The 23,638-nt window shown below is 65.2% G+C and carries 18 protein-coding genes and 1 tRNA gene; 2 read left to right on the top strand and 17 right to left on the bottom strand.

The genetic code is table 11. The features are described 5' to 3' along the window. Positions 1-65 precede the first annotated feature (65 nt). From HB677_RS05860 to polA, 6 genes are all read right to left on the bottom strand, one after another. Positions 66-1,070 carry an SDR family NAD(P)-dependent oxidoreductase gene (locus tag HB677_RS05860; protein WP_213814741.1) on the bottom strand — a complete coding sequence of 335 codons (1,005 nt, stop codon included), beginning with the start codon at positions 1,068-1,070 and terminating at the stop codon, positions 66-68. A 9-nt stretch (positions 1,071-1,079) separates the two neighbouring features. Beyond that, the gene (coaE, locus tag HB677_RS05855; RefSeq protein ID WP_213814740.1) at positions 1,080-1,688 is read right to left on the bottom strand and encodes a dephospho-CoA kinase; all 609 of its coding nucleotides are present in this window, start codon (positions 1,686-1,688) and stop codon (positions 1,080-1,082) included. Positions 1,689-1,774: 86 nt separating this feature from the next. Continuing rightward, positions 1,775-3,229 carry a 30S ribosomal protein S1 gene (rpsA, locus tag HB677_RS05850; protein WP_213814739.1) on the bottom strand — a complete coding sequence of 485 codons (1,455 nt, stop codon included), beginning with the start codon at positions 3,227-3,229 and terminating at the stop codon, positions 1,775-1,777. A 156-nt stretch (positions 3,230-3,385) separates the two neighbouring features. Next, on the bottom strand, positions 3,386-5,077 hold the full coding sequence (locus HB677_RS05845) for a DUF885 domain-containing protein (RefSeq protein ID WP_213814738.1): 1,692 nt from the start codon (positions 5,075-5,077) through the stop codon (positions 3,386-3,388). Between the two features lie 77 nt (positions 5,078-5,154). Further along, positions 5,155-5,607, bottom strand: a complete 453-nt coding sequence (locus tag HB677_RS05840; RefSeq protein WP_213814737.1) for a PTS sugar transporter subunit IIA — start codon at positions 5,605-5,607, stop codon at positions 5,155-5,157. Continuing rightward, positions 5,607-8,309, bottom strand: coding sequence for a DNA polymerase I (gene polA / locus HB677_RS05835; protein WP_213814736.1), 2,703 nt, complete (start codon positions 8,307-8,309; stop codon positions 5,607-5,609). Before polA ends, HB677_RS05840 begins: the two co-directional genes overlap by 1 nt. Positions 8,310-8,386: 77 nt before the next feature. On the opposite strand from polA, the gene HB677_RS05830 reads away from it, so the two are divergent. After that, positions 8,387-8,812 (top strand): hotdog fold thioesterase, encoded by a 426-nt coding sequence (locus HB677_RS05830; RefSeq protein ID WP_213814735.1) that lies wholly within the window; start codon positions 8,387-8,389, stop codon positions 8,810-8,812. Positions 8,813-8,847: 35 nt separating this feature from the next. Here HB677_RS05830 and HB677_RS05825 read toward each other — a convergent pair whose 3' ends face one another. Further along, complete coding sequence (locus tag HB677_RS05825) at positions 8,848-9,285, bottom strand: hypothetical protein (RefSeq protein WP_213814734.1); 438 nt, start codon at positions 9,283-9,285, stop codon at positions 8,848-8,850. A gap of 5 nt (positions 9,286-9,290) precedes the next feature. Beyond that, positions 9,291-9,896: an ANTAR domain-containing response regulator gene (locus HB677_RS05820; protein WP_213814733.1), complete on the bottom strand. Its 606-nt coding sequence runs from the start codon at positions 9,894-9,896 to the stop codon at positions 9,291-9,293. A gap of 37 nt (positions 9,897-9,933) precedes the next feature. Between HB677_RS05820 and HB677_RS05815 the strand changes: the two genes are divergently transcribed. Continuing rightward, positions 9,934-10,019, top strand: a tRNA-Leu gene (locus tag HB677_RS05815). A 402-nt stretch (positions 10,020-10,421) separates the two neighbouring features. On the opposite strand, the gene HB677_RS05810 is transcribed toward HB677_RS05815, so the two are convergent. The 9 genes from HB677_RS05810 to HB677_RS05770 all read right to left on the bottom strand — a co-directional run bounded on the left by HB677_RS05810 (position 10,422) and on the right by HB677_RS05770 (position 23,607). Further along, complete coding sequence (locus HB677_RS05810; RefSeq protein ID WP_213814732.1) at positions 10,422-11,474, bottom strand: glycosyltransferase family 2 protein; 1,053 nt, start codon at positions 11,472-11,474, stop codon at positions 10,422-10,424. A 416-nt stretch (positions 11,475-11,890) separates the two neighbouring features. Continuing rightward, complete coding sequence (pyk, locus tag HB677_RS05805) at positions 11,891-13,333, bottom strand: pyruvate kinase (RefSeq protein ID WP_213814731.1); 1,443 nt, start codon at positions 13,331-13,333, stop codon at positions 11,891-11,893. 47 nt (positions 13,334-13,380) lie between these two features. Further along, positions 13,381-14,838: a glutamate synthase subunit beta gene (locus HB677_RS05800; protein WP_213814730.1), complete on the bottom strand. Its 1,458-nt coding sequence runs from the start codon at positions 14,836-14,838 to the stop codon at positions 13,381-13,383. Further along, positions 14,831-19,408, bottom strand: a complete 4,578-nt coding sequence (gene gltB, locus HB677_RS05795; RefSeq protein WP_213814729.1) for a glutamate synthase large subunit — start codon at positions 19,406-19,408, stop codon at positions 14,831-14,833. The genes HB677_RS05800 and gltB overlap by 8 nt, the downstream gene beginning before the upstream one ends. Positions 19,409-19,495: 87 nt before the next feature. Continuing rightward, a complete protein-coding gene (gene lgt, locus HB677_RS05790; protein ID WP_213814728.1) occupies positions 19,496-20,500 on the bottom strand; it encodes a prolipoprotein diacylglyceryl transferase in 1,005 nt (334 codons plus the stop codon). A gap of 38 nt (positions 20,501-20,538) precedes the next feature. Next, the gene (gene trpA, locus HB677_RS05785; RefSeq protein ID WP_213814727.1) at positions 20,539-21,330 is read right to left on the bottom strand and encodes a tryptophan synthase subunit alpha; all 792 of its coding nucleotides are present in this window, start codon (positions 21,328-21,330) and stop codon (positions 20,539-20,541) included. After that, the gene (gene trpB / locus HB677_RS05780) at positions 21,327-22,598 is read right to left on the bottom strand and encodes a tryptophan synthase subunit beta (protein WP_213814726.1); all 1,272 of its coding nucleotides are present in this window, start codon (positions 22,596-22,598) and stop codon (positions 21,327-21,329) included. Before trpB ends, trpA begins: the two co-directional genes overlap by 4 nt. Positions 22,599-22,601: 3 nt before the next feature. Continuing rightward, entirely contained in the window at positions 22,602-23,375 is a 774-nt protein-coding gene (gene trpC / locus HB677_RS05775) for an indole-3-glycerol phosphate synthase TrpC (protein WP_213814725.1), read from the bottom strand. Between the two features lies 1 nt (position 23,376). Beyond that, the gene (locus HB677_RS05770) at positions 23,377-23,607 is read right to left on the bottom strand and encodes a DUF6704 family protein (RefSeq protein ID WP_218624552.1); all 231 of its coding nucleotides are present in this window, start codon (positions 23,605-23,607) and stop codon (positions 23,377-23,379) included. Between the last annotated feature and the right edge of the window lie 31 nt (positions 23,608-23,638).

The following is a 23,638-nucleotide window of genomic DNA, read 5'->3' as shown; positions in this document are numbered from 1 at the left end:
GACATCCCCCCGGCTGTTCGCTGTGAGAGAGAACCGAGCGACGCCGGCGGGATTCGACAGCGGTGTTACAGCGGCGAGAACGCGTCGACACCTGTCAGCCGCGCAGACAGCTGCCAGAGCCGCTCCGCCGAATCGCTGTCCACGGCATACGTCTCCACCCCACGAACACGGGCGTCCGGACCGTCGGGGACCGAGAACTCGGCGATGTCGCAGTCCTCGCAGTACACGCCACCCTTACCCTCGAGCTGGGGCGACGTCGCCGCCCACACCGCGGTTGCCGCACCCTGGGTGGTCGACTTGAACCGTTCGTTGACAACGCCGTCCTCGGTCATCCATCCGGACGCAACCATCTCTTCCCGTGACAGGTGGCGTTGCAGCGGAGTCATGATGCCGCCGGGGTGCACCGCAAACGCACGGACGCCGAAGGGCGCGCCCAGCTCGTCGAGACGAACGGCAAACAGCGCATCGGCGGTCTTGGCCTGCCCGTACGCCTTCCATTTCTCGTAGCCCTCGGTGAACTGTGGGTCGTCCCACCGAATGTCGCTGAGCTTGTGGCCCGACGACGAGACGGCGATCACGCGAGCTCCGCCGTCCCGCACCAGGGCAGGCCACAACAGGTTGGCCAGCACGTAGTGCCCCAGGTGGTTGGTGGCGAACTGCGCCTCCCACCCATCTCCTACGCGGGTTTCGGGTGCCGCCATGATGGCCGCGTTGTCAATCAAAATGTCGATGCTGCGGTCGGTGTCGAGAAAGTCGAACGCGAACGCGCGCACGCTGTCGAGGCTCGCGAGGTCGAGCCAGGCGACCTCCGCGGTACCCGGAGAGAAATCGATAGCATGCAGCACCTCGGCGGCATGGGCGGGACGCCGGGCGGGAACGATGACGGTCGCTCCCGCATGCGCGAGACTGCGCACAGTCTCGAGACCGAGGCCGGAGTAGCCACCGGTGACGATGGCGAGCTTGCCGGTCAGATCGATTCCCGCGATGACGTCGTCCGCGGTGCTCTGTGCACCGAAACCCGAACCGAGGGGATGCTGTTCCGTCTTAACGTAGTTTGTCTCAGAACTCATGCACCGAGCCTACGCTCGTGCGCTCACCCGCTCCCACAGGGCGTCCGCCTGCTCGAGCGTGCGTTCGAGTGTGCCGTTGCTGTCGATCAGCACGTCGGCCATAGCACGGCGTTCGGCGTCGGGCGCCTGCGACATGATGCGGCGGGTGGCGTCTTCCCGGGTCATCCCGCGCAGTGTCACCAACCGCTCGACGCGCGTATCGGCATCCGCATCGACCACAACGATGAGATCAAACCTCATCGGACGGTCGGCGGCGGCTTCGGCCAGCAGCGGAACGTCGTAGACAACGACGGCGTCGGGATCGGTGGATGTCGCGGAGTCGAACAATTCCCTGGCGCGACGCCAGATCGCGGGGTGGGTGATGGCATTCAACTCGCCTCGCTTGTCGGCGTCGGAGAAGATGATGGAGCCGAGCTCGGGACGATTGAGGGAGCCGTCATCGGAGATGACCGCGGGTCCGAAGGTGTCGGCAATCTGGGTCAGAGCGGGAGTGCCGGGTTCGACAACCTCGCGCGCGAGCAGATCGGCATCGACAACGACTGCGCCACGCTCGCCCAGACGCCGGGACACCACGGATTTTCCGGACGCGATGCCGCCGGTGAGGCCAATCAGATACATAACCTCAGCCTAGTGATGGCATGCAAACGGCCGGCCACCCGAAGGTGACCGGCCGTAAGCGGTACTGACTGCTAGTTACCCAGCAATTAGTTGTTGGAGCTCAGCTTCTCGCGAAGAGCAGCAAGCGACTCGTCGTCGGCAAGCGTGCCGGCTCCGGTCGACTCGCTCGAGAAGGAGGAACCGGACGGCGCGGAGGACGACGGGCTGTCTTCCTCGAGCGCTGCGGCGGCAACCTGCTTCTTGTGCGATTCCCAACGAGCCTGGGCTGCAGCGTAGTCCTGCTCCCACTTCTCGCGCTGGGTCTCGAAGCCTTCGCGCCACTCGTTGGTTTCCGGGTCGAAGCCCTCGGGGTACTTGTAGTTGCCCTCGGCGTCGTACTCGGTGAGCATTCCGTAGAGTGCCGGGTCGAACTCGGTGCCCTCGGGGTCAACGCCCTCGTTCGCCTGCTTCAGCGAGAGGGAGATACGACGACGCTCGAGGTCGATGTCGATGACCTTGACGAACACCTCGTCGCCGACCGAAACAACCTGCTCGGCGAGCTCAACGTGCTTGCCCGACAGCTCGGAGATGTGCACGAGGCCCTCGATGCCCTCTGCAACGCGAACAAACGCGCCGAAGGGGACGAGCTTCGTGACCTTTCCGGGTGCAACCTGGCCGATTGCGTGCGTGCGGGCAAATACCTGCCACGGGTCTTCCTGCGTCGCCTTGAGCGACAGGGAAACGCGCTCGCGCTCGAGGTCGACCTCGAGGATCTCGACGGTGACCTCCTGGCCAACCTCGACAACCTCAGAAGCGTGCTCGATGTGCTTCCACGACAGCTCGGAAACGTGGACGAGTCCGTCAACGCCACCGAGGTCAACGAACGCACCGAAGTTAACGATCGAGGACACGACGCCCTTACGGACCTGGCCCTTGTGGAGGTTGTTGAGGAACGTGGTGCGGCTCTCGCTCTGCGTCTGCTCAAGCAGGGCGCGGCGGGAAAGCACAACGTTGTTGCGGTTCTTGTCGAGCTCGAGGATCTTCGCTTCGATCTCCTGGCCGAGGTACGGCGTCAGGTCGCGAACGCGGCGAAGCTCGATGAGCGACGCGGGAAGGAATCCACGCAGTCCGATGTCAACGATGAGTCCACCCTTGACGACCTCGATCACGGAACCGGTGACAACGCCATCGGCTTCCTTGATCTTCTCAACGTCGCCCCATGCACGCTCGTACTGAGCGCGCTTCTTGGACAGGATGAGACGGCCTTCCTTGTCCTCCTTCTGGAGAACGAGGGCCTCAACGCTGTCGCCGACCTGAACAACTTCGCTCGGGTCAACGTCATGCTTGATGGAAAGTTCGCGAGAGGGGATGACACCCTCGGTCTTGTAACCAACGTCGAGGAGAACCTCGTCGCGGTCGATCTTTACAACGATGCCCTCAATGAGGTCTCCGTCGTTGAAGAACTTCAGAGTCTTTTCGACCGCGGCGAGAAAGTCTTCGGCAGATCCGATGTCATTGATCGCGACCTGCTTGGGCGCCTTGGCGGCCGTTACGATTGTCATGTAGTTAGTGCTCCAGTATGGACATAAATCGGGCCACTGACGAGATGGTGCGGATGATTCGCCAATGGCAGACGAGTAGATCGTCGCAGAAATGCGACTCTCAAGCTTAGCGTGACTGGCGGTGTCGATCAACAGCACGACATGCCCGGATCCGCATCACTTCAGGAGCGCCGCCTTCAGTGTGTCGAGACCGACTCCCCCGAGGTCCAGCGCCTTCCTGTGGAAGTCCTTGATGCTGAAGTTTTCCCCTTCGCGACGCTTGTACTCGTCGCGGATCTGCTCCCAGATGCGCTGACCGACCTTGTAGGACGGCGCCTGTCCCGGCCATCCCAGGTACCGGTTGACCTCGAACTTCACGAAGGCATCGTTCATGTTGACGTTACGGCCCATGAAGTCGAAGGCGTAGTCCGCGGTCCACGTGCCGGTGCCGTCGGGCAGCGGCTTGCCCAGGTGCACGCCGATGTCGAGCACCACGCGGGCCGCTCGCATGCGCTGACCGTCGAGCATTCCGAGCCGGTCGGCCGGGTCATCCAGATATCCGAGGTCCTGCATCAGGCGCTCGGCATACAGGGCCCATCCCTCGGCGTGACCCGACGTACCGGCGAGTTGCCGGCGCCACGTGTTCAGTTTTGCGCGGTTGTAGACGGCCTGGCCGAGCTGGAGGTGATGGCCCGGAACTCCCTCGTGGTAGACCGTGGTCTTCTCGCGCCAGCTGTCGAATTCGGTGACTCCTTCGGGCACCGACCACCACATGCGGCCGGGGCGGGAGAAGTCGTCACTTGGACTCGTGTAGTAGATGCCACCCTCCTTGGTGGGAGCGATCATGCACTCGAGTCGTTTCACCGGGTCGGGGATGTCGAACTGCGTGCGGGACAACTCCTCCACAGCCTGGTCGCTGGTGGCCTGCATCCACTGTTGCAGCGCCTCGGTCCCACGAAGCTTGCGACTCTCGTCACCATCGAGGAATGCAATCGCCTCGAGCACGCTCGCCCCCGGCTTGATCTCGCGAGCGACGGCCTCCTGTTCCTCGACCATGCGGGCGAGTTCCTCGATGCCCCACTCGTAGGTCTCATCCAGGTCGATCTTGGCGCCGAGGAAGTGGCGCGACTGCAGTTCGTAGAGCTCGCGTCCGACACCGTCCTGCTCTGTCGCTTGCGGCTCCAGTTCGGTGGCGAGGAATTCCGCCAGTTTTCCGTAGGCGGCGGCAGACTGCTCGGCGCCCCTGCGCAGGTCGGCCTTGAGCGTTTCCGGCAGGTCTCCCCCGTCTTCGAGGGCGGCATCGCCGGTGAACTCGAAGAAGAAGCCCTGTGCGGCAGCGTGCTTTGCCACCTGCTCGCTGACCTCGCGGACCTGGCGGCGTGCCGCGGTGACTCCCTCGCTGGCGCCGAGGCGAAGCGTCTCGATGTAGCCGTCGATTGCGCCGGGAAGATTCCCCAGCTTTCCGGCGATCGTCTCCCAGTCGTCGGTCGTCGCGTGCGGCATGAGGTCGAAGGTCTCACGTATGCCCTGGGCGGGCGAGGCGATGACGTTGAGATCGCGCTTCCAGAGGCCTGCGTCGGATGACTCGACGGTGAGGGACAGTTCGCTGCGCAGGTCCGTCTTAGTCACCCAGTCGACGTCGTCCTGGGGCTCGGTGGCATCGAGCTTCGCGATGACCGTCGTGACTTCCGAAAGGTAGCGCTCGTGTCCCGCGGGAGACAGGTCGCCGTACTCGCTGAGCCGTCCGGGAAGCCCGATCCAGATGGCGACGTCGGGGTCGAGATCGGCCAGAGTGGTGACCCACTCCTCGGCGATCGCGTCAATGGCGGTGGGCTGGCGGGCGGCGGTGCCGTCGGTTGGAGCAGTCATGCTCCGAGCCTAGAGCCACGGGGACGCCGCGCACAGGAGTGCCGGGACCGTGGCGCGAGCGATCGTGCCGCGTGCGGTCAGGCGGCGTCGAACACCGCGTACACGTCGTCGGCGGTGATGGCAGCGCGCAGCGCAGCAGCCCGGTCGGCATCGAGGAGCACCGCGGCGAGCTGGCTGATCAGGGCGATGTACCGCCGTCCGCGTGCGGCTATCGCAATGACGATCGAGACCTCATCGCCGTTCCAATCGATCGGATCGGCGAGGAGCATCAGCGCGAGGCCTTCTGCCTCCACGTCGTCCTTGGCGGTGAGGGTGCCGTGCGGCATGGCGATGCCATCCCCGACGAAGGTCGAGACCGATGCCTCACGCTCGAGCATCGCGTCGACGTAGTGCGGAGCGACGGCATTCGCGGACACCAGGACGGCTCCCGTCTGGCGGATCGCGTCGTCCGCGTCGACGGCCGTGGCTGCGAACACGATCGAACTCGGCGGCAGCAGGTCACGGAGGCGGTCGGAGCTGAGCGCGGCCATCAGTGGGCCGCCTGGTCCCAGTTGGATCCGATGCCGACCTGCACGCTCAGCGGCACCCGCAGGTCTGCGGCGCCGCCCATCCGCGTGCGCACGATCTCGGTGAGGCGATCGAGCTCCCCGTCGGCAACCTCGAAAACCAATTCGTCGTGAACCTGCATGAGCATCCTCGACTCAAGCTTCTCGCGTCGCAGGTCATCGTCGACACCCAGCATGGCGATCTTGAGGATGTCGGCGGCAGACCCCTGGATGGGAGCGTTCAGCGCCGCGCGTTCCGCGTTTTCCCGCAGCACCCTGTTTTTGGACGCGAGGTCGCCGAAGGGGCGACGACGCCCGAAGATTGTCTCGGTGTAGCCGTCGACCCGCGCCTGCTCCACGACGTTGCGCAGGTACTCGCGTACCGCGCCGAAGCGGGCGAAGTAGTCGGTCATCAGCTGCTTGGCCTCGGCCGTGTCAATCCGCAGTTGCTTGCTCAGCCCGAACGCGCTGAGGCCGTAGGCAAGCCCATACGACATTGCCTTGACCTTTGTGCGCATGATCGGGCTGACCTCGGCGGGCTCCACGTGGAAGATGCGGGCGCCAACGAACCGGTGCAGGTCTTCGCCGCCGTTGAACGCCTCGATGAGCCCCTCGTCACCGGAGAGGTGGGCCATGATCCGCATCTCGATCTGCGAGTAGTCCGCCGTCAGCAGTGTGCTGAACTGGGGACCCTTTTCGAAGGACGAGCGGATGCGCCGCCCGATCTCCGTCTTGACGGGGATGTTCTGCAGGTTCGGGTCGTTCGAGGAAATGCGGCCCGTGCTTGTGCCGGTCTGGTCGTACGTCGTGTGGATGCGGTTGTCAGCGGCGATGCCACGTTCAAGGGTTTCGATAATCTGCTTGAGCTTCGAGGCATCCCGATGCTGGAGAAGCAGCCCGAGGAACGGGTGGGGCGCCGAATCCTGCAGGTCCGCGAGCGACGCCGCGTCGGTGGAGAAGCCCGTCTTGTTGGCACGCGTCTTGGGCATGCCGAGTTCTTCGAACAGCACCTGCTGCAGCTGCTTGGGTGACCCGAGGTTGACCTCATGCCCGATTTCGGCATAGGCGCGACTCGCCAGTTCGCTGGCGGACTCGGTCAGCTCGGTGTTGATGGACGAGAGCACCTGCGCGTTGACCGAGATGCCTGTGGCCTCCATCGCCTCGAGAACCGGCACGAGGGGAAGCTCGATGGTGTCGAGAACCTGGCGCGAGCCGTCATCGAGGCGCTCTGCGAGGTAGTCAGCGAGGCGCAGCACATACCAGGCTTCTGTCGCGGGACTGAGTGGCTCCACGTCGGGCACGAGCTGGTTCGGGTCGGCTTGGCTGAGCGTTTCGCCGAGGTAGGAGTAGACCTGTGCGGCGAGATCCTCGCCCTTGCCCCCGGGCTTGAGCAGCCACGCCGCGAGCGTGGTGTCGAAGGCGATGCCGTTCATCGGTAGTCCGGCCTGGCGGAGCGCCTTGAGTTCGCGCTTGGAGTGATGGAGGTACTTGGGCGAGTCGCCCGCGAGCCACGTTTCGAGCGCGGTGTAATCGGGGCGGCCGGACGTCCAGGGCACGTAGGCCGATTCGGTCGCGCTGGCGATGCCGAGTCCGACAACGTCGCCGTCACTGAGCTCGACGCGAAGCCCGAGGGGTAGGGTGCCGTCGGCGGAGACGGTGGCCAGCCACTTGGCGAGTTCCTCGTCGACGAGGGTGCGCACCACGGGTACCTCGTCGTCGAGCTGGAGGCTCGACTCCGTGTCATCCGCTTCAATGACATCGCCGGTGGACGCCCACTCGGCGCCGCTGGCACCGTCGGCGGCGGCGATCTTGATGACGCGCTCGAGGAGCGTGCGGAACTGCAGCTTGTCGAACACCTCGCGCACGGCGGGAATGTTGATGGGCTTACGGGCGAGGTCGCCGGGGCCGTAGGGCAGTTCTACGTCCGTGAGCAGGTGGTTGAGCTTGCGGTTGCGGATCGCGCGGTCGCTCTGCTCGCGCAGCTTCTCGCCGACGACGCCCTTGATCTCGTGGGAGTGCGCGAGCACCTCGTCGAGGCTGCCGTACTGCACGATCCACTTGACCGCGGTCTTCTCGCCGACCTTGTCGATGCCGATCAGGTTGTCGCTGGTCTCGCCAACCAGGGCGGCGATATCGGGATACTGGTGCGGCTCGATGCCGTACCGCTCGTGCACGGTGTCGCGGTCGTACCGCTTGAGCTCGGAGACGCCCCGGGCGTTCGGGTAGAGCAGGGTGACGTTGTCGTCGATCATCTGGATGGCATCGCGATCGCCGGAGACCACGTAGACGTTGTAGCCGTCGGCGGAGCCCTGGGAGGCGAGCGTCGCGAGGATGTCGTCGGCCTCGTAGTCCTCCTTGCTGATCGTCGGGATGTTCATGGCTTTGAGGGCCTCTTCGAGCAGCGGAATCTGGCCGACGAACTCGGGTGGCGTCTCACCGCGGGTGCCCTTGTACTCGGGGTATTCGCGGGTGCGGAACGAGTAGCGCGAGATGTCGAACGCCACGGCGAGGTGCGTGGGCTTCTCGTTGGAGAGCAGGTTGATCAGCATCGCGATGAACCCGTGGATCGCGTTCGTGTGCTGTCCCTCGCGGTTGACGAAGCTGTCGACGGGGAGTGCGTAAAAGGCCCGGAAGGCCAGGGAATGGCCGTCAATGACCATGAGAGTAGGCTTTTCGTTGTCCGTCACAGTGCCAAGCCTAGCTGCGGCGGCCGACACTCCGGTGGCCCGGTCGTGGGCCGCGACGCTCCACACAGAGGATGCCCATGACCACCTTTCCGCAGGATCTTGACCCGTCGCTCGTGGAGCGTCTCATCTCCACGGAGGGCGGCGCGCTCGCCCGCAAAATGGGCATCACCTTCGTCGAGTTGTCTGCTGACCACTCCGTTGCGACGATGCCGGTCGAGGGCAACACGCAGGTGGTGGGCATTTTGCACGGCGGGGCTCACGTGGTGCTGGGCGAGTCACTCGGCTCCGTGTCATCCGCTATCCATGCCGGTCCCGGACGCATCGCCGTGGGCATCGAGATCAACGCGTCGCACAGCAGGTCGGTGTCGTCCGGCATCGTGACCGCCACCTGCACAGCAGTCAATCTGGGCCGCACCCTCGCTACCCACGAGATTGTGGTGCGGGATGACGCGGGGCGTCGGCTCTCGACGATCCGGATGACCAACTTCCTCAAGGACCAGTAAGCCTGCACATCCCCGGGCACGCCGGCGGTGTCGGCTCAGCGCGCCGCGTATTCCTCGTAGAAGCTGACGAGCGTGGATCTTGACCCCTTGGTGAGGGCGGCGAATGGCCGGCCCGCGGGATCGCAGACCTCACCGGACGGCAACGTCACGACCATGGGGAGCGGGGCCAGCTTCTCCAGTGGTGTGCCTAGCGAGCTCACCCAGGATCCGCCGGTGGCGCGCACGACCGCTTCGCCCAGGTAGCACCCGAAGCCCAGCAGGACTTCCGCGACCTGCTCGACGGTGACGGACTGCGCACGCAGCGACGTGATCACCGAATCGAAGTAGCCGATGCTGTCGGCCGAATAGTCGAGGTTGATGCCCCGCTCGCGCCCCTGCACGGCGATCTCCTCGGCGAACAGGGGTGCATTCCGGGGAATGAGCTCGTAGGTCAGCTGGAGCTGGAGTTGCAGTGCTCCGGGACCCGACACCACTGGCGTTACTTCTTGGCGGACAGCTGCTCGATGATCGCCTGCGCGACGTCGTGCATTGTCAGACGGCGGTCCATGGACGCCTTCTGGATCCAGCGGAACGCCTCGGGCTCGGTGAGTCCCATCTTCTCATTGAGCAGGCCCTTGGCCCGGTCGACGAGCTTGCGGGTTTCGAAGCGCTCGACCAGGTCGGCAACCTCGGCCTCGAGGGTGATGATCTGGGCGTAGCGGCTGAGGGCGATCTCGATGGCAGGCAGCAGGTCGTTCGGCGTGAACGGCTTGACGACGTACGCGAGGGCGCCCGCCTCGCTCGCGCGCTCGACCAGTTCCTTCTGGCTGAACGCGGTCAGCAGAACGACGGGAGCGATGTGGTTCTTGGTCAGACGCTCGGCCGCGGAAATTCCGTCGAGCTGCGGCATCTTGACATCCATGATGACCAGGTCGGGACGCAACTCGGTCGCCAGTGCCACCGCGGTCTCGCCGTCACCGGCTTCGCCAACGACTTCAAAGCCGTTGTCACGAAGGGTCTCGACGATGTCGAGACGGATCAGTGACTCGTCTTCGGCGACAACAACACGACGGGGTGCGGACGGGGGGATCTCTTGCTCACTCACGGGTCAACCCTACGGTATTGTTTCAACGTTGTTGCCAGCCGGATTGGCGGAATGGTAGACGCGGAGCACTCAAAATGCTTTGTTCGAAAGGACGTGTGGGTTCGAGTCCCACATCCGGCACCAACATTCGGCGGGCAAATTTGCACGGGAACATTTGCCCGCCCGCCCCGCAAACGGCCGTTATGCCTCGAGATTGCGACGTTTTTGCCATCGCATGATGGCTTTTCGGCGGCGACCCCGCCGGTGTCGCCGGGCGGGATCTCCCACCCTGCTGGGCCCACACGCGCGACATGTCCGAACCGCCCGGCCAGCCGCGTCTCCAAAAATATCTATCTGTAACGACAGGTAATCGGCGGTCACGGCGTAGGACGAGCGGATGTCGCGAGCCCCGCAAGCCCTTGTCCCGGGTCTGCCGGGGCCGTTCACTGGAAGTAAGCCAGCGGTCCATTCCGCTCGGCGGTGCCGTGTGGCTTCTGGCCACCGGCGGCGGCGTTCCCGCCGCGGCGGATGCGGTCGGGAACGCCGTCAGCCAGCGGAGCGGGACGAGTGCAGTTCGGTGTCCGCGGTGGCGGCCCGGGACGAGACATCCGCTCGCATTCGCCGTACGGCTCCCCAGCCGAAACCGACAGCGCCGCACACAACCGCGACCACGATCGACAGCGCGGCGGTCGGGTGTCCGGCGAGCAGCTCGCGCCCCATGGCCCGTGGCAGCATGACCGCGACGAATCTCCCCTCAAACCGGAGGGCACCGCCGTAGACCGCGCGATCGAGGAGGGCGGAGCGTGTCATCCCCACGGCGAAGAAACTGGACGCCAGGCGTGACCACCGCATTCCGTCCCCGTCGACGCGGTGGGTGACACGGCTCGACGGCTCGAAGACCACCTGGCTCCGGGGATCGCTTGCCCGCAACCGCGACCAGACCGCGAGTTCATCGGCACGGCGGGAGACGAGGGTGCTGGTGGAACGCCCATCGGCGAAGCCGCCCACCGCGATCAGCGCGCTCCGGCGGAAGCTCACCGAGCAATCGACGACGCTGCTGAGAGCCGCCTGTTCCGCCGGGGAGTACACCCAGGTGCATCCGACCGCACAGAGAAGCTCGGGCGGCAGCCGCACCGGCGCCACCGGCGTCGGCCACACCGGACGGGCGCTGCCCCCAACAGCCACGACCTTGTCGTCGGAGTAGTGCGTCAGCATCTGGGCGAGCCATCCGGGCTCCGCAGCTGCGTCATCGTCCAGGAAGGCGATCACGTCGCCGCTCGCGATGCCCAGAGCGGTGTTACGTGCCCCTGCAAGGCCACGAGGGCCCACATTGGACACCACCGTGGTGAGACTCCCCCACCGTTCGCTGGTGCGCCGCAGGAGGGCATCGTCGTGGTCGACGACCACGATGACTTCCCGTGCTTCCGGCTGGCGGGCGGCCGACGCAATTGCGGCGTTCAGATCGATCCACCCGCTGCCCGCGTGGGCGCAGATGACGACGGTCACAGTGAGTACTGTCGAAGTCGGAGTCGGGAAGGCAGGTCGCAACTTCGCGGCGCTGCCCGGAACGTACGGATCGTCGAGAAAAATTCGTCGCATGGTCGATGCTCGTCCTCACAGGTATCGGGGTCCTGAATGGGTATGCGACCCGGCGGCGATGACGGTGTCGCGACGGATCCGTGAGGGGGTAAGCGCCTCGCGAACCGTGTGCTCACACCGTAGGCAGCAGCACTCCGGTTCAACAAGTGTCGAAGAGCGGGCTTGTGAGAACCGTTGCAATATGCGTTCCCAGGCGAAATGTACCCCCCGTATGGGGTACGCGGACGACGGATGCCCCGGGGCACGCGCCACCCGCCGTGCGAGGTGTACCCCACCGGCCCCAGCGGTGTGCCGGAAGCCTTCGGCGCCCCAATTGCGCCCGGAATCGCACCTGACGGTTGATCCCAGTCGTTAACCGCCGACGGGCGCCTCATCCGTGTGGATGGGGCGCCCGTTGGCTGGCGTGATGCGGAGTGCTAGCTCTCCCAGACGGGAGCTGCAGCGTTCTTCGAATCTCCGACGCGGTGTACGCGAAGGTCGTTCGTTCCGCCGGAGATTCCGGGAGGGGAACCGGAGATAACGACGACGCGGTCGCCGACCTCGGCCAGACCCTCGCGCAGCAGCACCTCATCGACCTGGACGTACATGGCGTCCGTGTGGGTCACGCGGGGAACGATGTACGACTCGATGCCCCAGATCAATGCCATGCGGTCGCGGATCGCTGCATCGGGCGTGAACGCCTTCATCGGGATCTTGAAACGCAGGCGCGACATACGACGGGCGGAGTCGCCCGACTCGGTGAAGACGCAGACGTACTTGGCGTCGACGAACGTTGCCACCTCGGCGGCAGCCAGGGTGATGGCACCTCCGAGAGTGCGCGGCTTGGTGCCGAGTTCGGGAATGCGCTCGAGCCCGTGCTCTTCGGTGGATGTCACGATGCGGGCCATGGTCTGCACGGTGATGACGGGGTACTCGCCCACGCTGGTCTCGCCGGAGAGCATGACAGCGTCCGCGCCATCCAACACGGCGTTGGCGACGTCGGATGTCTCGGCACGTGTCGGTACCGGGCTCGAGATCATCGACTCGAGCATCTGCGTGGCGACGATCACGGGCTTGGCCATGCGGCGCGAAAGCTCGATGGCGCGCTTCTGCACGATCGGCACGGCCTCGAGGGGAAGCTCGACGCCGAGGTCGCCGCGGGCGACCATGATCGAGTCAAACGCATCGATGATCGCTTCGAGGTTGTCGACGGCCTGCGGCTTCTCGATCTTGGCGATGACGGGGACCTTGCGGCCCTCCTCCGCCATGATCTCGTGCACGCGGGTGATGTCGGAGGCATCCCGCACGAAGGAGAGCGCGATGAGGTCGCAGCCGAGGCGGAGGCCCCAGCGGAGGTCGTCCTCGTCCTTTTCCGACAGCGCCGGAACGTTGACCGCGACACCCGGCAGGTTGATGCCCTTGTTGTTGGAGACGTTGCCGGCGACGATGACCGTCGTGGACACGACGGGTCCGTCCACGGACGTTACCTGAACCTTGACCTTGCCATCGTCGATGAGAAGGAAATCTCCGGGACTGACGTCCTGCGGCAAGCCCTTGAAGGTGGTGCCCGACAGCTCGCGGGTGCCGACGACGTCCTCGGTGGTGATCTTGAAGACGTCACCGACGTTGAGCATGTACGGACCACCCTCGAACTTGCCGAGGCGGATCTTGGGGCCCTGCAGGTCAACCATCACCGCTACCGCGCGGCCCGAGTCCTCTGCTGCCTTGCGGACGTTCGCGTAGACCCCCTCGTGCACGGCGTACGAGCCGTGGCTGAGGTTCATACGAGCAACATCGACACCTGCATCGATGATTGCCCTGATGTTTTCGTAGCTCGACGTAGCTGGGCCTAGCGTCGCGACGATCTTGGCGCGTCTCATGAATTCCTTCTGTGGTGTGGTGGAGCGTGGTGGTAGTGAGCTGAGATCTAGATGGCGATCGCGTGGTCGGTCGGCTTCACGGGGAACGGCAGCTGCGTTGTTCCCTCAAGGAAGCGGTCGACCGCCGATGCCGCTGCGCGACCCTCTGCGATTGCCCACACGATCAGCGACTGTCCGCGACCGGCATCTCCGGCCACGAAGACACCGGACTCGGAGGTCTGGTAGTCGCCGTCACGTTCGACGTTACCCCTGTTGTCGAAGGGAACGCGAAGCTGGTCGTCGAGCTGGCGTGATTCCGGGCCCGTGAATCCGAGGGCGAGCAGCACCAGATCCGCGGGGATCTCGCGCTCCGTGCCCGCCTTCGGCACGCGTCGTCCGTCGAGATATTCGGTCTCGGCAACGCGAATCGCGCGCACCTCGCCGGCATCATTCGACAGGAACTCGATGGTGGAAGCAAGGAACATCCGCTCGCCGCCCTCTTCGTGTGCGCTGGACACTTCGAAGAGCGTCGGCGTCGTCGGCCAGGGCTGGTTCGCCTGGCGCTCCGTCGGCGGCTGCTTGCCGATCGCGAGGTTCGTCACGCTGAGGGCGTGCTGGCGGTGCGCCGTGCCGATGCAGTCAGCTCCGGTGTCGCCTCCGCCGAGAACAACGACGTGCTTGCCTTCCGCGACGATCTGCTCAGCGACCTTGTCGCCGGCGCCGACCTTGTTCTGCTGAACGAGGTAGTCCATGGCGAAGTGCACTCCGAGGAGGTCACGTCCGGGGATCGGCAGATCACGCGGAACTGTTGCACCGGTCGCGACGATCACTGCGTCGTAGCGCGCTTTGAGGTCACTCCACTGGATGTCGACACCGATCTCGACACCGGCGCGGAAACGGGTTCCCTCCGCCTGCATCTGCGCAATGCGCGTCTCGATGTGCTTCTTCTCCATCTTGAAGTCCGGGATGCCGTAGCGCAGCAGACCGCCGATGCGGTCATCGCGCTCGTACACGGCGACGGTGTGGCCGGCGCGCGTGAGCTGCTGCGCCGCGGCGAGGCCCGCGGGGCCCGATCCGACAACGGCAACGGTCTTGCCGGTCAGACGCTCCGGCGGATGCGGCTGCACCCAGCCGTTCGCGAATGCCTGGTCGACGATCGACACCTCGACCTGCTTGATGGTCACGGGCGGCTGGTTGATACCGAGGACACAGGATGACTCGCACGGAGCGGGGCACAGACGACCCGTGAATTCCGGGAAGTTGTTGGTCGCGTGCAGGCGTTCGGAGGCCTGACGGCCCTCGTCGCGCCAGGTGAGGTCATTCCACTCGGGAATCAGGTTGCCCAGCGGGCAGCCCTGGTGACAGAACGGAATACCGCAGTCCATGCAGCGACCCGCCTGCTTACGCACGGTCGCGGCATCGCCCTGCTCGTAGACCTCTTTCCAGTCCATGAGCCGCAGCGCCACGGGGCGGCGGGCGGGTGTTTCACGTTCCGGTACCTTCAGGAATCCCTTGGGATCAGCCACCGGTCACCTCCAAGATTCGGGTCCAAACTTCGTCGCTGTCGGGGTCGAGACCCTCATCGAGCGCGGTCTGGCGGGTTTCAAGTACGGCGGCGTAGTCACGCGGCAGCACCTTGACGAAACGAGCGATCGTGTCATCCATGTTGGCAAGCATCTTGGCGGCGACGGCAGAATCCGTCTCCGCAAGATGACGAGTGAGCAGGTCGGTGAGGATTTCGACATCCGCACTTCCCAGGGGCTGCAGCAGCAGTTCGCCGGTGGCGAGGGCGTCACGGTTCACGCGTTCGGCACGCAGGTCGTAGACATACGCGGTTCCACCGGACATGCCGGCGCCAAGGTTGCGGCCGGTCACGCCGAGGATTACCGCGAGGCCACCGGTCATGTACTCGAGCGCGTGGTCGCCCACGCCCTCGGCAACGGCCGTCGCGCCGGAGTTGCGCACGAGGAACCGCTCGCCCACGATGCCGCGGATGAACATGGAACCGCGGGTTGCGCCGTAGCCGATGACGTTGCCGGCGATGACGTTCTGCTCCGCGGGGAAGACGCTGTGGCGGTCGGGGCGCACGATGATCTCGCCACCGCACAGTCCCTTCCCGACGTAGTCGTTCGAGTCACCCTCGAGGCGCAGCGTGATGCCGCTCGGCATGAAGGCACCGAAGGACTGGCCGGCCGAGCCACGCAGCGTGACATCGATCGAGCCGGACGGGAGTCCGTGTTCGCCGTGCCGAAGCGTCACTTCGTGACCGAGCATCGTGCCCACCGCGCGCTCCGTGTTGCGGATCGTGCGCTCGATGGAGATGGTGCCTCCGTTGTCGAGAACATCGCGGCTCTCGCGGATGAGCCCCACGTCGAAGTGCTTCTCCAGCTCGTGCTCCTGGCCGCGCTTGTTGCTGCGCGGCTCGTCGTCGGAGAACTTCGGGCCGATGAGGATAGGCGACAGGTCAAGACCAGACGCCTTCCAGTGGTCGATGGCACCGTCGAGGTCGAGGACCTCGTGGTGGCCGACGGCCTCCTCGATGCTGCGGAAGCCCAGGGTGGCGAGGTACTCGCGTACCTCCTGCGCCAGGAACTCGAAGAAGTTGACGACGAACTCGGGCTTGCCGCTGAAGCGCTCACGCAGAACCGGGTTCTGGGTTGCAACTCCCACGGGGCAGGTGTCGAGGTGGCAGACGCGCATGAGGATGCAGCCGGAGACCACGAGGGGTGCGGTCGCGAAACCGAACTCCTCCGCACCCAGCAGCGCGCCGACGATGACGTCACGCCCCGTCTTCATCTGTCCGTCGACCTGCACGACGACGCGGTCCCGCATGCCGTTGAGCATGAGGGTCTGCTGCGTCTCAGCGAGACCGATCTCCCACGGAGTTCCGGCGTGCTTGAGCGAGTTGAGCGGGCTTGCACCCGTTCCCCCGTCGTGTCCGGAAACGAGCACAACGTCGGCGAGAGCCTTTGTCACCCCCGCCGCGACGGCGCCGATTCCGGCCTGGCTGACCAGCTTGACGTGGACGCGGGCCTTGGGGTTGGCACGCTTGACGTCGAAGATGAGCTGCTTGAGGTCCTCGATCGAGTAAATGTCGTGGTGAGGAGGCGGCGAGATGAGTCCGACGCCAGGCGTGCCATTGCGGGTACGCGCGATCCACGGGTACACCTTGCCGGCGGGCAGCTGGCCGCCCTCACCGGGCTTTGCGCCCTGGGCCATCTTGAGCTGGATGTCCGTCGCGTTCGTCAGGTACAGGCTCGTCACGCCGAAACGTCCGGACGCGACCTGCTTGATGGCGCTGCGACGGGTCGGGTCGAGCAGTCGCTCCACGTCCTCGCCGCCCTCGCCGGTGTTCGACTTGGCGCCGATGCTGTTCATGGCGATCGCCAGCGTCTCGTGCGCTTCCTTCGAGATGGAGCCGTAGCTCATCGCTCCCGTCGAGAAACGCTTGACGATGGATGACACGGGCTCAACCTCATCGATCGGCACGGGTGTTCTCGTGCCGTGCTTGAACTTGAAGAGACCGCGGATCGTCATCAGGTCTTCCGCCTGATCGTCGACGAGCTTGGTGTACTCGCGGAAGATGTCGTAGCGACGCTCGCGGGTGGAGTGCTGCAGACGGAACACCGTGTCCGGGTTGAACAGGTGAGGCGGTCCCTCGCGGCGCCACTGGTACTCGCCGCCGGTGCCGAGACGCTCGTGTGCGATGACGGCACCGTCTTCGGGGTACGCGTCCGCGTGACGGGCAGCGCTCTCCGCGGCAATGACCTCCATACCGACGCCGCCGAGCAAGCTCGACGTTCCGGTGAAGTACTCGTCCACGAACTCCTGGCCGAGACCCACTGCCTCAAACGCCTGGGCTCCCGCGTAGGAACCCACGACCGAAATGCCCATCTTCGACATGATCTTCAGCACGCCCTTGCCGAGCGCCTTGATGAGGTTCTTGACAGCCTTTTCGCTGGTCAGACCGTCGATCATTCCGCTGCGGACGAGCTCTTCCGCGCTTTCCATCGCCAGGTACGGGTTGATCGCCGAGGCGCCGTAGCCGATCAGGAGGGCCACGTGGTGGACCTCGCGAACGTCTCCGGCCTCGACGATGATTCCGACCTTCATCCGCGTTTCCTTGCGGATGAGGTGGTGGTGCACGGCGGCGAGCATCAGCAGGGACGGCACGGGTGCCATGTCCCTGTTCGAGTCGCGATCGGACAGCACGAGGAAGGCAGCGCCGTTTTCGATGGCCTCGTCGGCTTCACGGCACATCGCCGCGATCCGCTTTTCCATGGCCTTCTTACCCTTGTCGACGCGGTACAGACCCTTGATGGTCGTCGTCAGCTGGCTGCCGGGTGTCGGATCGATGTGCTGGATCTTCGCCAGCTCGTCGTTGTCGATCACCGGGAAGTCCAGAACGACCTGGCGCGCGTGCTCGGGGGTGGCCGCCAGCAGGTTGCGCTCCGGGCCAAGGCCGAGGCGCATCGAGGTGACGACCTCTTCGCGGATGGAGTCAAGCGGCGGGTTCGTTACCTGGGCGAACTGCTGGGCGAAGTAGTCGAACAGCAACCGGGGGCGCTGCGACAGCACCGCGATCGGGGTGTCCGACCCCATGGCGCCGAGCGGCTCGGCACCGGCCTTCGCCATCGGCATGATGAGGATTCGCACCTCTTCTTCGGTGTAGCCGAAGGTGCGCTGGCGACGGGTGACCGAGGCCGGCGTGTGCACGATGTGTTCGCGGTCGGGAAGGTCGGAGAGGTTGATCCGCTCCGCTTCCAGCCACTCGCCCCACGGCTGCGAACCGGCGAGCTCACTCTTGATCTCGTCGTCCTCGATCAGGCGTCCGGCGACGGTGTCGACGAGGAACATCTTGCCGGGACGCAGACGTCCCTTGCGCACGACGCGGCTCGGCTCGATGTCGAGAACACCGATCTCACTGGCGAGCACCACGAGGCCGTCATCGGTGACCAGGTAGCGACCCGGACGCAGTCCGTTGCGGTCGAGCGTTGCACCCACGAGAGATCCGTCGGTGAAGACGAGGGCGGCGGGGCCGTCCCACGGCTCCATGAGCATCGAGTGGTACTCATAGAAGTTCTTGCGAACCGGGTCGATGTCGACCTGGTTCTCCCACGCCTCCGGAACCATCATCATGATCGAGTGCGGAAGCGAGCGTCCGGTGAGCGACAGCAGCTCAACGACCTCATCGAAGGAGGCCGAATCGCTTGCGCCGGGCGAGACGATGGGAAGGACGGGGCGGATGTCTCCGATCAGCTCAGACTCGAGCTGTGACTGCCGCGCCCGCATCCAGTTGCGGTTTCCCTGCACCGTGTTGATCTCGCCGTTGTGCGCGATCATCCGGAACGGCTGCGCAAGCGGCCACGACGGGAAGGTGTTGGTGGAGTACCGCGAGTGCACGAGGGCGAGCTTCGACGCGAAACGCTCGTCGGAGAGGTCCGGGTAGAACGGCTCCAGCTGGAGCGTCGTCACCATGCCCTTGTAGACAAGGGTGCGGCTGGACAGCGACGGGAAGTAGGCGCCAAGTTCACGTTCGGCACGCTTGCGCAGGCGGAACGTCTGGCGGTCGAGGGCGATACCCGCGTTAGGGGCACCGTTCTCCCCCGTCAGGGTCGACTCGACGAAGAGCTGCTCGAACGCCGGCATGGCGTCGCGGGCGAGGTTACCCAGTTGCTCCGGGTTGACCGGCACAACGCGCCATCCAAGAACATTCAGGTTCTCCTGGTCGGCAATCGCCTCGATCCCGCGCTGCAGGGTCTCGCGCTCGGCCTTGTCGGTCGGGAGGAACCCCATACCAACGGCATAACGTCCGACGGGGGGAAGCTCAAAGCCGCTGACCGCACGCAGGAACGCGTCAGGGATCTGCGTGATGATGCCCGCTCCGTCACCGGTTCCCGCGTCGGAGCCGATGGCCCCGCGGTGTTCCAGGTTTCGCAGCGCGTTCAGCGCCAGATCGATGATGTCGTGCCCGGCAGTGCCGCGCAGCGTGGCGACCATGGCAAGGCCACAGGCGTCCCGCTCGCGGCCCGGGTCATAGAGACCCTGGGCAGCGGGAAATGAGTTGAAGCTCGAGAAAGGTGGCGTGAGAGCCATCAAGTACCGTCCTCACGATGACGCGATACATTCTGGGACGCCAGCGGCCCATCGAATAGTGGAAGTGCCCCGTTATGTGTATAGGACTTAGGAGCCTGATCCGCTTGTGGCGGCCGTTTCGGGAGCGTGCGTGGCGCCGGTGCCAGAGTCGTCACTATCCGAATAGGTCTCTTCAGATTCTACCCCAGAAGAGGTCGCAGGCCACTCGCGACCCGGCACCCACGGTCCCGGTTCGATACCGGGATGACGGCGCGTCTGCACGATGAGGATGACGAGGCCGATAATGATCGCCGCGAAAGCCGCCCAGACGTTGGTGCGGATTCCGAGGAAGACTTCGCTCGGGTCGATGCGAATCGTCTCGAACCACGAGCGACCAACGCCGTACCAGATCAGGTACAGCCCGAGCATCTTGCCCCAGCGCAGGCGCAGGTTTCGCTCGATCAGCAGCAGGATGACCACGCCGAAGAGGTTCCAGATGATCTCGTAGGCAAACGTCGGGTGGAAGAGTGTTCCGTCCGGAAGCCCGATCGGGAAGGCGGAGTTCGTCGACTCGATCTCGAGGCCCCACGGGAGGTCCGTCGGCTGGCCGAAGAGTTCGTGGTTGAAGTAGTTGCCCAGGCGCCCGAAGGCCTGCGCGACAAGGAGGCCGGGAACAAGGGCGTCCGCGAAGCTCCAGAAACGAATGCCCGCGAAGCGGCAGCCGATCCATACACCGACGGCACCGAGGATGAGCGCACCGAAGATGGCGAGCCCGCCTTCCCAGATGGCGAAGACGTGCCAGAAGGCCTTGCCCTCGCCGAAGTAGTCGTTGGGGTGAGTCAGCACGTGGAAGATTCGTCCACCGATGATGCCGAGCGGCACCGCCCACAGCGCGATGTCGAGGACGATTCCGGGCTCAGCGCCGCGCTTCGTCAGGCGATGCGAGGTGATCCAGATGGCCGCGATGATGCCGATGAGGATGCAGATCGCGTAGGCATGGATGCCGAGAACCGTCGACTCCGGAACGCCGATCCAGTGGAACCACTGGCCGATCGGGACGTTCCAGACACGCCAAGCTTCGTCGGGACTGGGGATGCTGAGTGGGGCGAACAATTAACTTGTCACCTTTCGGGTCGGAACCAAAGGTAAGACTACTTGCCCGTGGCGAGGAGGGAAGCAGCCTTCGCCACCGCCTCCACACCGCCATCGGCAAGAGCCTTGACGAGAAGTGAACCGACAATGGCGCCGTCGGCGTACTCAAGAACTTCGCGCACCTGTTCTGGAGTGGAGATACCCACCCCAACACAGGTGCTCGTGGCACCGGCATCCCGCAGACGCCGAACAAGCGACCGGGCCGCCTGATCGAGGTCGGCGCGGGCGCCTGTGATTCCCATGGTCGAAACGGCGTAGACGAATCCACGACTGATCTCCACGGCACGGGCGAGGCGGGCGTCCGAGGAGGACGGCGCCGCGAGAAAGACACGGTCGAGACCGGCACGGTCGGATGCCGCGAGCCAGAGCTGCGCTTCATCCGGAATGAGATCGGGCGTGATCAATCCGGCACCACCGGCAGCGGCCAGTTCGTCGGCGAAACGATCAACGCCGTACTGCAGCACCGGGTTCCAGTAAGTCATGACGAGAACGGGAGCGTCGACGCGCGCGGTGATGGCGGCAACGGCGGTCATCGTGTCACGAAGGCGGAAGCCGTTGGCGAGAGCGGTCTGGGTCGCCAGCTGGATGACCGGCCCGTCCATCACGGGATCGGAGTACGGAACCCCGAGCTCCAGGATGTCGATCCCGTTCTCGACGAGGGCAACGGCGGCCTCAATGCTGGTCTCCAGGTCGGGGAACCCGACGGGCAGGTAGCCGACGAGAACACCGGAACCGGCGGCCTTGCGCTCGGCGATCAGCGCCTCGACGGAGATTCGTGCTGTCGCGGTCACCGTTCGACTCCCCCGTCGGTCGTGCCGAGGTCTTCGGAGACGACGGGGGCCAGGTCCTCTTCGGCAAGCGCGGCGGCATCGAGGATGTCGAAGTACTTGCCGGCGGTCTCCATGTCCTTGTCGCCACGGCCGCTGAGATTGACGAGGATGACGGACTCCGGTCCGAGCTCCTTGCCGAGCTTGATAACTCCGGCCAGCGCGTGCGCGGACTCGATGGCGGGGATAATGCCCTCGGTGAGGCTCAGCAGGCGCAGCGCCTGCATTGCCTCGTCATCGGTGATCGGCAGGTACGTCGCGCGGCCGAGGTCGTGGAGCCAGGAGTGCTCGGGACCCACACCGGGGTAGTCAAGTCCCGCGGAGATAGAGTGCGACTCGATGGTCTGTCCGTCCTCGTCCTGCAGGAGGTAGCTGCGGGCGCCGTGAAGCACGCCGGGGCGACCCCGGGTGAATGTCGCGGCGTGACGCTCGGTGAGATGTCCTTCCCCGGACGCTTCATAGCCGTACAACGCGACATCCGGATCATCAAGGAAGGCGTGGAAGATGCCGATGGCGTTGCTGCCACCGCCGATGCAGGCGGCGACGGCGTCGGGGAGCTTGCCGGTGAGGTCGAGGACCTGCTGGCGAGCCTCCTCACCGATGATCTTCTGGAAGTCGCGCACCATCGCGGGGAACGGGTGCGGGCCTGCAACGGTGCCGAAGATGTAGTTGGTGGTGTCGACACTCTGCACCCACTCGCGGTACGCCTCGTTGATGGCGTCCTTGAGCGTGCGGGAACCGGTCTTGACCGAGACGACTTCCGCGCCCAGCAGGCGCATGCGCGCGACGTTGAGGGCCTGGCGGTCCGTGTCGACCTCGCCCATGTAGATGACGCACTCGAGGCCGAACAGAGCCGCCGCGGTCGCGGTTGCCACGCCGTGCTGGCCGGCACCGGTTTCGGCGATGACGCGCGTCTTGCCGATGCGCTTCGTCAGCAGCGCCTGTCCGAGCACGTTGTTGATCTTGTGGGACCCCGTGTGGTTCAGGTCCTCGCGCTTGAGGATGATGCGGGCTCCACCGGCGTGCTCCGCAAAGCGCGGAACCTCGGTGATGATCGAGGGGCGTCCCGTGTAGGTCTTGTGCAGGGCCGTCAGCTCGGCGGCAAACGTCAGGTCTGTCTTGGTTGCCTCGTAGGCAGCGCTCAGATCATCGAGGGCCGCGACCAGGGACTCGGGGACGAAGCGCCCGCCGAATTCTCCGAAGTAGGGGCCGACTTCGTCACGAAGAGCCATGGGTCAGGACCTCAGGAATCCGCTAAGGGTGGCAACGGGGTCGCCGTGAACAACGAGCGCTTCACCGACGAGCACAACGTCGGCGCCGGCAGCGCGGTAGTGCGCGACATCGGCGGCGGACTTGACCGCGGACTCGGCCACACGGATGACGCCGGAGGGAATCGAATCGGCCAGAGACCCGAAGAGATTCTGGTCGAGCTCGAAGGTGCTCAGGTTGCGGGCATTGACGCCGACGAGGTGGGCACCGATGTCGAGCGCGCGGGTGACCTCGTCGGCGCTGTGCGTCTCCACGAGGGCAGTCATGCCGAGCTGGCCGATCAGGTCGAAGAGCTCCTGCAGCAGTGGCTGCTCCAGCGCTGCGACGATCAACAGAACGAGGTCTGCGCCGGCGGCGCGAGCTTCGAACACCTGGTACGGATCGGCGATGAAGTCCTTGCGCAGTACCGGCAGTGACACCGCAGACCGGACGGCCTCGAGATCGGACAGCGAGCCTCCGAAGCGACGTCCCTCCGTGAGCACGCTGATCGCGCTCGCTCCCCCGGTCTCGTAGGACACGGCGAGGGCTGCAGGATCGACGATGTCGGCAAGCGCACCACGGGACGGGCTCGACCGCTTGATCTCGGCGATGATTTTGACCCGGTCTGACGGGGCGAGGAACGCCAGCGCATCGAGAGCCGCCGGGCGTGCGAGAGCCGCCGACTCGACGCGAGCCAGGTCCAGGGCGCTACGACGATCCGAAGCGTCCTGCAGGGCTCCGGCTACGAGATCCGAGAGCACGCTACGAGTGCGCTTTGTGGGTGGTCTTGGCGCCGTTGACGCCGTACCCGGCGCGAGCCATCATCCAGCCGACGATCGGGCCGATCGCGAGGATGATCACGGACAGCCACACGATGATCGGCTTGTCGAACCAGAAGGCGAAGGTGCCAATGGTGAACGCGAGCAGCATGATGAAGACAGCCGTCCACGCGGCGGGCGACTTACCCTCGTGGTCTTCTACTTCTTCTGACACGATTCTCCTTCAAGGTGATGCTGGTGGGATC

The sequence above is a fragment of the Glaciihabitans sp. dw_435 genome (assembly GCF_018449675.1).
GTDB lineage: Bacteria > Actinomycetota > Actinomycetes > Actinomycetales > Microbacteriaceae > Glaciihabitans.
The sequence above is the reverse complement of the archived record's forward strand: the minus strand, read 5'-3'. Positions and strand labels throughout refer to the sequence as shown.